This is a genomic window from Methylotenera sp. (genome assembly GCF_036401095.1).
Lineage (GTDB): Bacteria > Pseudomonadota > Gammaproteobacteria > Burkholderiales > Methylophilaceae > Methylotenera.
On sequence record NZ_DASWWA010000015.1, the window covers coordinates 55186 to 69406 of the forward strand.

Sequence of the window (14221 nt, forward strand, 5' to 3'; positions counted from 1 at the left end):
AAAAATAATCAAAAAGCGATATGTTATTAACCTCCATCTACGTCATGCTTGGGCTAGCCTTAGTGCTGGGTGCTTTATTAGGCATTGCGGCATTACTTTTTAAAGTAGAGGGCGACCCGCTGGTAGCGCGTATAGATGCCATTCTGCCGCAAACACAATGCGGCCAATGCGGCTACCCTGGCTGCAAACCTTATGCTACCGCCATCGCCAATGGCGAGGCAGACATTAACCAATGCCCACCAGGTGGTGATGCTGGGGTGCATGCGCTGGCTGATTTATTAGGCGTAGAGTATAAGCCTCTCAACGCAGAGCACGGCTCACCCAAACCCAAGTCTGTTGCCTTTATTGATGAGACCACCTGCATTGGTTGCACTTTATGTATACAGGCTTGCCCGGTCGATGCCATTTTAGGTGCGTCCAAGCATATGCATACGATTATTGCATCCGAATGTACAGGTTGCGAATTATGTGTGGCGCCCTGCCCGGTAGACTGCATTAGCATGGTGCCGCTGGCTGAAACGCCTGACAACTGGAAATGGAAGTATCCCGTATTCCCCATCAAGGCGTTGCCCGCAAACTCCGGCAAGGTGTCTTCATGAACAATATTATTCAATTTGCCAGCAAGCTGATTAAAAACCTTGCTGCTAACACGGCAAATGAAGTACATAAGTTTCATGGCGGTGTACACCCGGATGGCCATAAAGATGAATCAACCTCACGCCCGATTGCGCAACTTCCGATTCCAGAAGCACTGACACTACCTTTACGTCAACATGTGGGCTACATTCCTAAATTGAAAGTCCAAGTAGGCGATTACGTATTAAAAGGTGAGATGCTAGCCGAGGCAGAAGGCACAGTATCTGCCGCTATCCATGCACCAACTTCCGGCACCATTAGCGCGATAGAAGAGGCTGTGATCCCGCACCCTTCCGGCTTACCCGACATGTGCGTGACCTTAACGCCAGATGGCAAAGACCAATGGAAACCATTAACACCGATAGACTGGAAAAACACAGCGCACAGCGAGTTGATTAGCAGTTTGCGCGCATCGGGCATTGTGGGGTTAGGCGGCGCAACATTCCCTACCCACATTAAACTGCGTAAGGATGGATCATCAGCCATCCATACCCTAATTATTAATGCTGCGGAGTGCGAGCCTTACATCACATGTGATGACATGCTCATGCGCGAACGTGCTGACGAAATCATTCAAGGAGTAGCCATCGCCCAGCACTTACTGGGGGCGGCTAAAGTAGTCATCGGCATTGAAGATAATAAGCCTGAGGCCACCCTAGCCATGAGTGCTGCCAGCAAAACTCTAGCTAATGCAGTTGTTACAACTGTGCCCACCCTCTACCCCAGTGGCGATGCCCGCCGGCTCATTCATTTATTACTAGGTGTAGAGGTGCCTCATCATAAGCGCTCAACCGAAGTCGGCATTCAGGTGTTTAACGTAGCAACGGTATTAGCCATTTATCGCTACTTCACTTTTGGCGAACCTAGCGTCAGCCGCATCGTCACTGTAACCGGCAACGTCACAGCTCCGCAGAACTTTGAGGCTTTGTTAGGTACACCAATGCCGTTACTAATGGCTGCGGCAGGCGGTGCTAAACCCGATACTACGCACTTTGTGATGGGCGGCCCTATGATGGGTTTTGACTTACCCAGTCTCAACGTACCCGTGACCAAAGCCGCTAATTGTATTATTGCCGCCAGTCCCACCTTGTTTGCACCGCCGCCGCCAGCTCAGCCTTGCATACGCTGCACGCGCTGCGCAGACGCATGCCCGGTGAACTTACAACCGCAAGAGCTGTATTGGTTTGCCAAGTCTGACAATTTTGAAAAGGCACGAGATTACAACCTATTTGATTGTATCGAATGCGGCTGCTGCACTTACGTTTGCCCCAGCAATATCCCCCTCGTGCAATACTATCGCTACGCAAAAAGTGAGATTATTGCCCTAGACAAAGCACAAGAAGCAGCTGATTTGGCACGTGAGCGCAACGACTTTAGGCTAGCGCGTATCGAACGCGAAAAACTGGAGCGAGCGCAAAAACATGCTGAACGGGCAGCCGCAGCGAAAAACAATCTAGCCCAGCCAGAATCCGCAGAAACCGATAAAGCAGCGAATAATCCTGACGTGGTAGAGGCAAAAAAAGCAGCTATTGCAGCAGCTGTAGAGCGCGCAAAAGCACTCAAGTTGACGGCGGCAAACAGTGGTGCAGCCCAAACCAGTACCGAACAGCCACTACAAGCTGAATCACCAGCAGATAACGCAACCTCTAGCGCAACTGGAGTGAAACCTGACGCCACAACCACGGCGACTAATGAGGCACAAAGCAAAATAGATAAGCAAGCATTAATTGCTGCTGCAATTGAACGTGCCAAGGCGCAGAAATTAGCGGCAGTACAAACTGGCGCTGCTCCTAAAAACACGGAAAACCTGAGCGCCAAGGTCAAAGCTGAGATTGATGAAATCGAAGCCATACGCACAAAAGCACAGCAAATGGTTAAAAATAAAACACCTGATTAATGGCTATATCTACTCTATTGTTATTAGGATACGACAATTGAACCGCTCTCCTTACATCACTGATGCACCTAGTGTAAGCATGATTATGCTAAAAGTGCTGCTTGCGCTGGTACCGGGCATCATGGCCTACACATGGGTTTATGGCGGCGGCATTTTGCTTTCGCTCACACTAGCTACAATCACCGCCTTAATCACCGAAGCTGCTATTTTAAAAATTAGACAGCGGCCGATTGCGCCTAGCCTGGCGGACCTTAGTGCCGTTGTGACGGCATGGTTATTGGCACTTGCACTGCCGCCGCTTGCGCCATGGTGGCTGGTGGTGGTAGGTACACTGTTTGCAATTGCAATTGCCAAGCAACTGTATGGCGGATTAGGCTACAACCCGTTTAACCCAGCCATGGTTGGCTATGCGGTGCTATTAATTTCTTTTCCTGTCATCATGACCAAATGGCCAGCACCACTAGAGCTGGCCACAACACCACTAGGATGGACCGAACAATTTAAATTAATTTTTGGCAGTGTATTACCCACGGGCGTGCCACTGGATGCCGTGACCTCAGCAACACCGCTGGACTACTTAAAAACACAACGTATGCTACAACATGAGGTTGAGGCCATTTCACAAGGGCCTATTTTTGGTCATTTTGGTGCTAAAGGTGGAGAATTTGTCACTGCAGCGTATTTACTCGGTGGTCTATATTTAATACAGCAACGCATTATCTCTTGGCATTTACCCACTGCATTTATCGCAGCCCTAGCGTTGATTTCATTCATTTTTAACATAGTGGAGCCTAGCCAATTTGCAGGCCCAAGCCTGCACTTAATGGCTGGCGCTTCCATGCTGGGTGCGTTCTTTATTATTACCGACCCGGTCAGCGGCCCCACCACACCCAAAGGCAAACTATATTTTGCTGCTGGGGTAGGTGTGCTCACGTATTTAATTCGCGTATATGGCGGTTATCCGGATGGTATTGCATTTGCGGTATTAATCATGAATATGTGCGTACCATTGATTGATGCACACACCCAGCCCCGTGTATTTGGGCATAAGCGTTAATTCATCACCAACAGGCTGAAGAATGTCAGAAACCATTATTAAACACGCCGTTAAAACAGCAGGCACGCTCACTGCATTTGCGCTAGTGGGAACGGCCATACTTGCTTATATATTTATCATCACGCGTGCGCCAATAGAGGCGAGCGAGGCTGATGCTCGCCTAGCCTTGTTTTCACAGATATTGCCGCATAACAGTTACAACAATAACCTGCTTAAAACAGAAGTCGCTATCCCGCCTAATCCGTTATTGGGTAACCGCGCTCCAAGTAAAGCCAATATTGCTAAATTAGGGGATGAAACCGTGGGTGTCATTCTGGAGGCAATAGCTCATGATGGCTATGCTGGTGACATTAAGCTGTTACTTGCTATTCGTGCTGATGGCACTATCAGTGGCGTGCGCGTACTGGCACACAAAGAAACACCTGGGCTTGGTGACTACATTGAAATTGAACGCAATGCCTGGATCACACAGTTTAGCAATGAATCTTTGACTAAAACCGTTGCCAAAGATTGGGCAGTGATTAAAGATGGTGGCAAGTTCGAATACATGGCTGGTGCTACAATTACACCGCGCGCAGTCGTAAAAGCGGTAGCAAAGGCATTGCAGTTTTTTAATGAAAACAAGCCCCTGTTATTAGAAAACAAGACTGCAGATAAAGTAGCGCAAAGCAAGGACGCGACATGAGTATCTATAAAGAAATCACCCTAAATGGGATTTGGAAGCAAAACCCGGGCGTAGTGCAGCTACTAGGCTTGTGCCCTACGTTAGCCGTTACCACTAGCGTCGTCAACGGTGTTAGCCTTGGTTTGGCAACAGTATTGGTGATGGCCGCAGCGAACGGCACTATTTCCCCCGTGCGTAAGTATGTTCCCAACGAGATTCGCGTTCCTGTATTTATTTTAGTGATTGCAGCACTGGTAACCGTGATTGACTTATCAATCAATGCGTTCGCACACCCGCTACATAAAGTGCTGGGGATATTTATCCCATTAATTGTTGTAAATTGTATCGTGCTGGCACGCGTTGAGTCATTTGCCGCTAAAAATGCGCCTATACAGTCTATTCTGGACGGATTTATGATGGGCATAGGATTAACCATGGTATTAGGATTATTAGGCGGCATGCGCGAACTTGTAGGTAAAGGCACCTTATTCTCAGGTTTGGATTTAGTGTTTGGACCAGCAGCCAAAAATTTTGTACTCACTATCATCCCGGATTACCATGGTTTCCTATTGGCGGTGTTACCACCAGGCGCATTTCTAGGCTTAGGTATACTGATTGCGGCACGCAACTGGATGGAGATTAGAAACAAAGCAAAATCTGCTGACGAGCATACAACTACATCGCCACTGCAACCAGCGCTACACCCTTAACCAGTCAAGCACGCACTATGAATGCAGAAAAACGCTTAGAGATATTTAAACGCTTAAAATTAGCCATCCCTAATCCAGCTACAGAACTAAACTACAGTACTACTTTTGAATTGCTGATCGCGGTAATGCTATCAGCACAGGCCACGGATAAAAGCGTTAATCTGGCAACGGACAAGCTTTTTCCTATCGCCAACACCCCCGAGAGCATTTTGGCACTGGGGCTTGAAAACTTAGAGCACTATATTAAGACCATAGGCTTGTACCACTCTAAAGCCAAAAACGTGTTAGCTACCTGTCAAATACTGATACAAAAACATCAATCGCAAGTACCACACTCGCGTAGCGCATTAGAGGCGTTACCAGGTGTTGGCCGCAAAACTGCCAACGTGGTATTAAATACAGCATTTGGTGAACCTACCATCGCAGTGGATACGCACTTATTTAGGCTGGGCAACCGTATCAAGCTCGCTACTGGCAAAACCGTACTGGATGTAGAAAAGAAATACATTAAGACCATTCCGGCAGAGTTCATGCAGGATGCACATCATTTACTCATATTACATGGGCGCTATGTGTGTACAGCACGCAAACCTAAGTGCGCAGAATGCTGCATAGAAGACCTATGCGAATATCAGGCAAAAGAATACCACCTGTCGCCTAACGCTGGCGCCACTAGCAAATGAAAGTCGCCACCAGCATTGTGTTAGGGCGCCAAGCACAACCTGCACTCGCTGCGCAGGCCGTGAACAATGCCATGAGCAAAGCTGGAATCACTAGTGCCAACGCCGTGATACTGTTATTGACTTCAGAGTTCGCAAGCAACCCGCAAGCCGCAATTAAAGCTGCGGCCAAGGCAGCGGCTTGCACACAGGTGACGGGCTGCTCGGCAACCGGCATCTTTACAGAAGAAGACTGGGTATTGGACACACCAGCCGCTGCAGCAATGGTGTTTGGCGGCGATATCAGGCTAGAGTTGGCACGTCACAACCATGACCAGCAGCCACTTTTGACCATTGCGGCACCGAGTGCAATTAACAGCATATGGCTAGACCATCACGTCCGCTATGGCGGCATCTCTGGTGACGTCACTGGACAGGGGCCATTCTCCGTATGGCAAAATGCAAAAGGTGATGTCACCGGCCATATAGAGACGTTTATTTCTGGGGTAAGAGTGGCAACCAAAGCCGCGCATGGTTTAAGCATGCTTAGCACGCCTAAACCGGTACAAGCTAGCCAGCAGTTTGATGTGCAGCAGCTAGGCAAATATAAAGCACTTAAATCATTACAAAAAGCGTGGGATAGCTATCGGGAGACGTCAGAGCCGTTGCCGCTACATTTAATCATGGCGGTATATGCCGAGAGTGCAGAGGCAATTCTACAAGGTAATTATCATCAAACCACCATCATCAGCTGCGATGAAGCTGACGGCAGCGTCACACTCGCGCATAGCTTACCAGTGGGGCAATATTTAAGCTGGGCACTGCGTGATGCAAACAGCGCTCAGGCTGACATGACGCTAGCTGCAGATACGCTATCAACAGAGCTAGGCAGCCTCCCTGACTTTGGCTTATTATTTTCATGCTTAGGGCGCGGACCATACCTATACGATGGAGAAGACCTAGACCTAAAAGTCGTGACCAAGCGCTTCCCAAACATGCCATTATTGGGATTTTATGGTAACGGTGAAATTGCCTGTATCAATGGGCAAAACCAACTGTTATCTTACTCTACCGTTCTTTCATTATTTTCAGCGTTATAGCGCAATAGGTATTTTATGAGTTTATATAACCCCAGCCGCGACCAAGCCAGACAGTTTTTATTTGACGCGTGGGCAAAATTTAAACAACAAGCCCCGTTGTCAGATTTAGAAAAAATTGCAGTCGAGGTGATGCAAATGCACCCCGAATATCACACGATACTCGATGCACCAGAGCGCTATATGCAGCAACAGTACTTTCCAGAAATGGGGGAAACCAATCCGTTTCTACATTTAAGCCTGCACTTATCAGTGATTGAGCAAATATCTATCAATCAGCCCATCGGCATTCATGGTATTTACGAACAGCTCAAACAAAAACACCAAGACCAGCACCTAGCGCAACATGACATCCTAGACTGTCTGGCCGAAACCATATGGCAATCACAGCGCAACAACACGCCGTTAGACTCTGCGCACTACCTCGGCCTGTTACAACAAAGAGTGGCAGCCTGATATGCACAGCAATGTTCACGACTGGCTGAATGAACATGGGGACTACCTGTATCGCTTTGCGCTAGCGCGCTTAAAGGACACGCATCAGGCTGAAGATGCCGTACAAGAAACCATGCTCGCCGCCATTAAGCATAATAACTTTGCAGGTGATTCATCAGTACGCACATGGCTCACCGGCATACTCAAACATAAAATAGTGGATATGCAGCGCAAACTAATCCGTGAGCAGCCAGTATCAGACCTCATTGATTTAGATGCTGGAGAAGAAGGCATGGACGACTTCTTTGACAAAACCGGCCATTGGCTGGATAAACCGCAATCTTTCGATATGCCAGACCATGCGCTAGAGCAAAGCCAATTTTTAAGTGTGCTGGACGCCTGCATGCAAAAACTACCAAGCAAACTTAAAGTCATTTTCATGTTACGAGACGTTCATGAAATAGATAATGAAAATATTTGTAAGGAACTCGATATTACGCCGACCAATGCTTGGGTAATGTTGTATAGAGCTAGGATGGTGTTAAGAAAATGTCTAGAGACAAATTGGGTTAAAGGCTAGGTAATTAAGATGATGACCTGTAAACAAGCCAGCAAACTCATTTCGCAATCTCTGGACCGTCCTTTATCTTGGTCTGAACTTATGCAGTTAAAACTGCATCTCATGATTTGCGATGCATGTAGCCGATTCAAAAAACAATTGAATCTATTGCGTGTAGCAATGCAAAACATCAGGACCAATATGGAAAACAATAGTGCTATTACGCTCCCGTTAGCTGCAAAAGCGAGAATTATTGAGCAGATAGAATCTGACCAAGAATCTCAGTAACTTTTATTAGTTGTAATAAGCGGTAACTCTTTTAATTAAAGGAAACGACAATGAACAAAACACAAAAAACCATTTCTCTTGCTATCGGTGGCGCGTTAGCACTTTCAGTTGCGGCAACCACAGTCAATGCAGCAGAAAATCCATTTGCATTAAAATCTCTTGCTAGTGGCTATCAAGTAGCAGATGCGCACGACGCAAAGTCTACCGACGGTAAATGTGGCACTGGTAAGTGTGGCACCGCTGAAAAAGCCAAAGAAATGAAAATGCAAGATGCAAAATGCGGCACCAGCAAAACCAGCAGTGCAGAAAAAGCTAAAGAAGGTGCATGTGGTGGTGAAAAGGCCAAAGAAGGCTCATGCGGCGGTGAGAAAAAATAAGCACCAGTAAATTGGTATAGTGCATGATGAATCGTAGTCAAATTCATGGCGCAGGTCTGGGGTTGAAGCGAGAGCTGATACCTCAGATTCAGTCACTTGACAACCAAACATTAATCTCTAATATCCAGTTTGTTGAAATAGCACCAGAAAACTGGATAGACGCAGGCAGTAAAGCCACCAAACAGCTGGACTGGTTTGCGGCACGCTACCCTATCGTATGTCATGGCCTTTGCTTATCACTAGGCGGCATTAGTCCGCTTAATACTGACTTCCTGCAACAGGTTAAGAAGTTTTTAGACCACTATGACATTTATATCTACACTGAACATTTAAGCTATTGCACAGATGGCTACCAAGGCAAGCAAGGCTACTTATACGACCTGTTACCTATCCCCTTTACCGAAGAAGCAGTGTATTACGTGGCAAAGCGCATTCGTCAAACCCAAGAAATACTTGGGCGACGCATCGGCATAGAGAACGCCTCGTTTTATGCGGCTGCCCCCATCTCAGAAATGAGTGAGCTCACCTTTCTTAATGCAGTGCTTAGCGAGGCAGATTGCCTGCTACATCTGGATATTAATAACATATACGTCAACAGCGTAAACTTTAACTTTGACCCATTCGCATTTTTGCGTGGCATACCGCATGAACGCATTATTTATAGCCATATTGCTGGGCATTATCAGCAATCCGCAGATTTACTCATTGATACTCATGGTGAGGATGTCATCGACCCGGTTTGGGCGCTTCTAAAAGACGCCTACGACTTATTTGGCGTGTTTCCTACCTTACTAGAGCGCGATAGTAATATTCCAACGCTAGACATCCTGATGCATGAAGTGAACCAAATCGCTGATTTGCAGCGTCAGGCCATACCTCGCCCTAGTAAACTTGATGTAAATCGGCTTACTCCAGTGGCGATTTAAATCAGTCTAATCATCATGACTAACGAACTGCCCAATTTTCAGCAATATCAACTAGCGTTTACTGCACGCTTACGCGACGCACGCAATCAGCCAGTTCCGACAGGTGTAGCGCCTGAACGCATGGCGGTTTATGACGAAATTGTATTTAACAATATGTTGGAATCCGTTTCAGCATGCTTTCCGGTAGCACGTAAAACCTTAGGTAAAGCCACCTGGCTAAAATTAGTGCAGGCTTTTTTAAAAGAGCACTCAGCAAATTCGCCACTGTTCCGTAAAATTCCAGAAGAGTTCTTAGCTTTTTTACAACACACCAATCTGGTGTTGCCGCCTTATTTGCAGGCACTATGCCACTATGAGTGGATAGAGCTTTACCTAAGTGCCTTACCTGCACCCAACCATCAAGATGTAGACATGTATGGTGATATAGCGCATCAAGCGTTAATATTTACACAGGCGATGCAACTGCTCGCTTACGACTACGCAGTACATAAAATCTCCCCTAGGCAGAAACCTAAGGTCAAAGAACCTAGCTATCTGCTAGTACACCGTGATGTAAACGATAAGATTAAATTTATCGAGCTAAACCCGATGACATTTAAACTGATTACACTATTAAAATCTGGAGAATTTACTGCGGAACAAGCTCTAACAATGCTTGCGGATGAATTAAAACACCCCCAACCACAAATCATTATGCAATTTGGATTAGGGGTTTTACTGGACTTGAAAAACCAGGGCATTATCCTTGGGACAGCTCCGCTATAATATCAAAGGGATAATCATCGACTAATACCGAAAAACACCCTTCGCCTTACTTAATCGAAACTAACAGTCTCGTTCTGACGCGTTTCTAACACAGCCAGCAGGTTCTGCTGGTCTGCTGGCTGCATATCCCACCAGCCTCTAATTTCCGGAATGGTACGATAACAACCATGACAAAAGCCTGTTGTTTCATCAATGCTACAAACCCCGATACAGGGAGATTGTACTTCTACTGTATTGTCTGACATTGCTAACCCTATTCTTAACTTAATAAGCTTGCTTTTAATACACCATGTTTTAGCTTAATACGCTTAGCTTAATACACCATGGCACTGCTTGTATTTTTTACCTGAACCGCATGGGCATAGATCATTGCGGCCTACTTTAACGCCATCACGCACCACTGGCTGCTGTGCAGCAACATTCACCTCAGCGGTATCGGATGCATCACTCGCCAGCGCCTCTGCATAATCTGCATGCTGGTATTGTACATTTTCAACCTCAACCGGTCTTTCCACTGCCTCAACATCCGCCTCAGTTTTCACCTGTACCAGCATGGTCACTTTAGTTACTTCAGTTTTGATGATATTCAGCAAGCCTTCAAACAGCTCAAACGCTTCGCGTTTATATTCCTGTTTAGGATTCTTCTGCGCGTAAGAGCGTAAATGAATGCCTTGACGCAGATGGTCTAACGCTGCCAAATGCTCACGCCAGTGGTTATCTAAGCTTTGCAGCATGACTGAACGTTCAAACTGACGCAAGATATCTGGGCTGGCCAAATCTTCTTTTGCCTGATACGCCGCATTTGCAGCAGCAAGGATGCGTTCACGCAATGTTTCTTCGTGCAGGTCTGGGTTCTCTTCCAGCATTTTTTGCAATGGAACCTCTAAACCAAGATCAGCTTTCAGCTCACGCTCCAACGCTGGCACATCCCACAACTCTTCCACGCTATCAGGTGGAATATGAGTAGCCACCATCGTCACAATCACGTCTTCACGCATGGCTTTAATCGTTTCACCAACATCCGCAGCTTCCAATAACTCATTGCGTTGCTCGTAAATTACTTTACGTTGGTCATTCGATACATCATCAAACTCTAATAATTGCTTACGAATATCAAAGTTACGGCCTTCAACTTTACGTTGTGCGTTTTCAATCGCACGGGTAACCCAAGGATGCTCAATCGCCTCGCCATCCGGCATGTTCAGTTTACCCATAATCGCTGAAACGCGATCAGAAGCAAAAATTCTTAACAATTGGTCTTCTAAAGACAAATAGAAGCGGCTAGAGCCCACATCACCTTGACGGCCTGAACGTCCACGTAGTTGATTATCTACACGGCGTGATTCATGGCGCTCAGTACCCACGATATGTAAACCACCGGCTGCCAACACAGCATCATGTACCTGCTGCCAGGCCGCTTTAATCTCGGCTACGCGGCTTTCTTTTTGCGCCTCGGTCAATGATTCATCATTATGCACAGCACTGATTTCAGGCTCAGGATTACCACCCAATACAATGTCGGTACCGCGGCCAGCCATATTGGTAGCAATCGTAATCACACCCGGACGTCCTGCCTGCACAATAATATGCGCCTCACGCTCATGCTGCTTAGCATTTAATACCTGATGCTCAAGCTTGGCTTCAGTTAATAATTTAGAAATCAGCTCCGAGTTCTCAATCGAAGTCGTACCTACCAGCACTGGCTGTCCACGGCTTTGGCAATCTTTAATATCTAAAATCACCGCCTCATATTTCTCACGTGAGGTTCTGTACACTTTATCCATTGCATCTTTACGCTGCATCGGGCGATGTGTCGGAATCACAACGGTTTCTAAGCCATAAATCTGGTTAAATTCATAAGCTTCGGTATCGGCCGTACCTGTCATACCAGACAGTTTGTTGTACATACGGAAGTAATTTTGGAAGGTAATAGACGCCAGCGTTTGATTTTCTTTTTGAATCTCAACGCCTTCTTTAGCCTCAACTGCCTGATGCAAACCATCAGACCAACGGCGGCCTGCCATCATACGGCCAGTAAACTCGTCCACAATCACGATTTCGCCATCACGCACCACATAGTGCTGATCGCGGTGGTAAAGGTTGCGCGCACGTAACGAAGCATATAAATGATGCACTAAAGTAATATTAGATGCCTCGTATAGACTTGAGCCTTCAGCCAACAAGCCAGCCTCAGCCAATACCGCCTCAGCATGCTCATGACCTTGTTCAGACATGACCACATTTTGTGCTTTTTCATCCACCCAGAAGTCGCCTTCGCCTTCTTCCTCTTTTTGTGGAATCAATTTGGCAGCCACTTCATTGATTTGCGTATAGAGGGCAACACTATCATCAGCCTGACCTGAAATAATCAGCGGCGTACGTGCTTCGTCAATCAGAATCGAATCCACTTCATCGATCAATGCATAGTTCAAACCACGTTGCACGCGCTCTTCACGGCTGTAAACCATGTTGTCACGCAGGTAGTCAAAACCAAATTCGTTATTGGTACCGTAAGTAATATCTGCTGCATAAGCGGCACGCTTAGCTTCATTCGGCATTTGCGATAAATTAATGCCTATCGATAACCCTAAGAAGTTATAAAGCTTACCCATCCACTCCGCGTCGCGTTTAGCTAGGTAATCATTCACCGTAATGACATGTACACCTTTACCGGTAATAGCATTCAAGTAGGTAGGCAAAGTTGCCACCAAGGTTTTACCTTCACCAGTACGCATTTCGGAAATTTTGCCCGCGTTCAGCACCATACCGCCAATAAGCTGCACATCAAAGTGGCGCATACCTAGGGCACGACGACCGCCTTCACGTACCACGGCAAACGCTTCAGGAAGCAATTTTTCTAAAGATTCGCCATTAGCAAAACGTTGCTTAAACTCCTCTGTTTTCGCGCGTAGGCCATCATCACTCAACGCCTGCATTGCAGGCTCTAATGCATTAATTTGCTCTACTTTCTGTGCATATTGCTTAACCAGCCTATCGTTACGGCTACCGAATAATTTTTTGAACAACGTAGATATCATGAAATGAAATACTTTCCGCTAGAGGATAAACAACTTTAAATTGAGTAAAGATTGAAGTTAAGTGTGAGATTGTAAACTCGAAATGCCTGACAGGTAATAAATCATAAGGTATTAAGTGGGGTTTATTTTTATTATTTCAAGAGTTAGCGCGATGCACTAAGATATTTTCTTGGATCTAACGGGTTACCATTCAACCTGATTTCATAATGCAAATGCGGTCCGGTTGAACGCCCGGTACTCCCTACTTCGGCAATAACTTGTCCTTTTGCTACTCGCTGCCCTACACTCACCAACAACTTGGAAGCATGAGCGTAACGTGTTTCTAAGCCAGAGCCATGGTCAATCTTGACGATTTTACCATAATCAGGGGTCTGCTCTGCCGTTGATACAATACCGCCAGCGGCAGCGTAAATTGCAGTACCAGTTGCGGCGGTAAAGTCCAAACCTTCATGAAAGGCTTTACTGCCGTTAAACGGGTCTAAACGCCAGCCAAAGCTAGAAGAATTAAATGCGGCATCCACCGGGCTACTATTCGGCAAGGTGTTTTTTAGAACGCTTTGCTGTAGTAGCTTTGCTTCGATATCACTTAAGTATTCGGTCTTGAGCTCGATTTTTGCCATTAAATCGGCAATCTTAGTTTGCAACTCAGCCTCGGACAACGGTGCACTTTGCACTAATGGCCCACCCTGATTAGCGCCGATTGACCCATTAATGACAGGGTTAGCGAGGGTAGAATCAAGGCTAGAGGTTGGTGAGTAATTTGGTTTAGGGGTAACACTGGGTTCAACTTTATTATTGCGTACGTTTTTTTTATCGCCAGCTAGATTGGCTAAACGCTCGCTTTGCGCATCAAGACGCATCATACGCGCCTGCATTTCGCCCAACTGCACTGCGTAAGCATCCAGATGTTTTTGTGGATTATTGAAAGAAAAACGCAAATGATGTGGAATCAGTGACTTTACGCCCTTCTGTGCAGAAGGCTCCTGTGGCACAATGAACATAAGCATGAACAGGACTGGCAACATCACCAGTGCAAACACAACCATACTGACTTGCAGTATAGACAGCGTTTTGGCTTTTGCCATATTGTTTGAGACTAAAATGATATTCATA

Annotated in this window: 16 protein-coding genes; 13 read left to right on the forward strand and 3 right to left on the reverse strand. The window is 46.3% G+C overall.

What is annotated here, in order from left to right; all coding sequences use genetic code 11:
• Positions 1 to 20: 20 nt before the first annotated feature.
• The 13 genes from rsxB to VGD82_RS08900 are packed head-to-tail and all read left to right on the forward strand — an operon-like array spanning position 21 to position 10070.
• Positions 21 to 599, forward strand: a complete 579-nt coding sequence (gene rsxB / locus VGD82_RS08840) for an electron transport complex subunit RsxB (RefSeq protein WP_331020050.1) — start codon at positions 21 to 23, stop codon at positions 597 to 599.
• Entirely contained in the window at positions 596 to 2533 is a 1938-nt protein-coding gene (gene rsxC, locus VGD82_RS08845) for an electron transport complex subunit RsxC (protein ID WP_331020051.1), read from the forward strand. The genes rsxB and rsxC overlap by 4 nt, the downstream gene beginning before the upstream one ends.
• 37 nt (positions 2534 to 2570) lie before the next feature.
• Positions 2571 to 3590 carry an electron transport complex subunit RsxD gene (gene rsxD / locus VGD82_RS08850; protein WP_331020052.1) on the forward strand — a complete coding sequence of 340 codons (1020 nt, stop codon included), beginning with the start codon at positions 2571 to 2573 and terminating at the stop codon, positions 3588 to 3590.
• A 22-nt stretch (positions 3591 to 3612) separates the two neighbouring features.
• Positions 3613 to 4275 carry an electron transport complex subunit RsxG gene (gene rsxG, locus VGD82_RS08855; RefSeq protein WP_331020053.1) on the forward strand — a complete coding sequence of 221 codons (663 nt, stop codon included), beginning with the start codon at positions 3613 to 3615 and terminating at the stop codon, positions 4273 to 4275.
• The gene (locus tag VGD82_RS08860; protein ID WP_331020054.1) at positions 4272 to 4964 is read left to right on the forward strand and encodes an electron transport complex subunit E; all 693 of its coding nucleotides are present in this window, start codon (positions 4272 to 4274) and stop codon (positions 4962 to 4964) included. Before rsxG ends, VGD82_RS08860 begins: the two co-directional genes overlap by 4 nt.
• A gap of 17 nt (positions 4965 to 4981) precedes the next feature.
• The gene (gene nth, locus VGD82_RS08865) at positions 4982 to 5647 is read left to right on the forward strand and encodes an endonuclease III (protein WP_331020055.1); all 666 of its coding nucleotides are present in this window, start codon (positions 4982 to 4984) and stop codon (positions 5645 to 5647) included.
• Positions 5644 to 6723, forward strand: a complete 1080-nt coding sequence (locus tag VGD82_RS08870) for an FIST C-terminal domain-containing protein (RefSeq protein WP_331020056.1) — start codon at positions 5644 to 5646, stop codon at positions 6721 to 6723. The genes nth and VGD82_RS08870 overlap by 4 nt, the downstream gene beginning before the upstream one ends.
• A 15-nt stretch (positions 6724 to 6738) precedes the next feature.
• The gene (locus VGD82_RS08875) at positions 6739 to 7176 is read left to right on the forward strand and encodes a DUF1841 family protein (RefSeq protein WP_331020057.1); all 438 of its coding nucleotides are present in this window, start codon (positions 6739 to 6741) and stop codon (positions 7174 to 7176) included.
• A 1-nt stretch (position 7177) separates the two neighbouring features.
• Positions 7178 to 7735 carry a sigma-70 family RNA polymerase sigma factor gene (locus VGD82_RS08880; protein WP_331020058.1) on the forward strand — a complete coding sequence of 186 codons (558 nt, stop codon included), beginning with the start codon at positions 7178 to 7180 and terminating at the stop codon, positions 7733 to 7735.
• A gap of 9 nt (positions 7736 to 7744) precedes the next feature.
• Positions 7745 to 8002 carry a zf-HC2 domain-containing protein gene (locus tag VGD82_RS08885; protein ID WP_331020059.1) on the forward strand — a complete coding sequence of 86 codons (258 nt, stop codon included), beginning with the start codon at positions 7745 to 7747 and terminating at the stop codon, positions 8000 to 8002.
• Positions 8003 to 8052: 50 nt separating this feature from the next.
• Positions 8053 to 8379, forward strand: coding sequence for a hypothetical protein (locus tag VGD82_RS08890; RefSeq protein WP_331020060.1), 327 nt, complete (start codon positions 8053 to 8055; stop codon positions 8377 to 8379).
• Positions 8380 to 8402: 23 nt separating this feature from the next.
• Positions 8403 to 9305 (forward strand): DUF692 domain-containing protein, encoded by a 903-nt coding sequence (locus tag VGD82_RS08895; RefSeq protein WP_331020061.1) that lies wholly within the window; start codon positions 8403 to 8405, stop codon positions 9303 to 9305.
• A 15-nt stretch (positions 9306 to 9320) separates the two neighbouring features.
• Positions 9321 to 10070, forward strand: a complete 750-nt coding sequence (locus VGD82_RS08900; RefSeq protein WP_331020062.1) for a DNA-binding domain-containing protein — start codon at positions 9321 to 9323, stop codon at positions 10068 to 10070.
• A gap of 50 nt (positions 10071 to 10120) precedes the next feature.
• Here the strand turns inward: VGD82_RS08900 and VGD82_RS08905 are convergent, their stop codons facing one another.
• From VGD82_RS08905 to VGD82_RS08915, 3 genes are all read right to left on the reverse strand, one after another.
• Complete coding sequence (locus tag VGD82_RS08905) at positions 10121 to 10315, reverse strand: DUF1289 domain-containing protein (protein WP_331020063.1); 195 nt, start codon at positions 10313 to 10315, stop codon at positions 10121 to 10123.
• 63 nt (positions 10316 to 10378) lie between these two features.
• The gene (secA, locus tag VGD82_RS08910) at positions 10379 to 13108 is read right to left on the reverse strand and encodes a preprotein translocase subunit SecA (RefSeq protein ID WP_331020064.1); all 2730 of its coding nucleotides are present in this window, start codon (positions 13106 to 13108) and stop codon (positions 10379 to 10381) included.
• 143 nt (positions 13109 to 13251) lie between these two features.
• Positions 13252 to 14220 carry a M23 family metallopeptidase gene (locus VGD82_RS08915; protein WP_331020065.1) on the reverse strand — a complete coding sequence of 323 codons (969 nt, stop codon included), beginning with the start codon at positions 14218 to 14220 and terminating at the stop codon, positions 13252 to 13254.
• Position 14221: the final 1 nt, after the last annotated feature.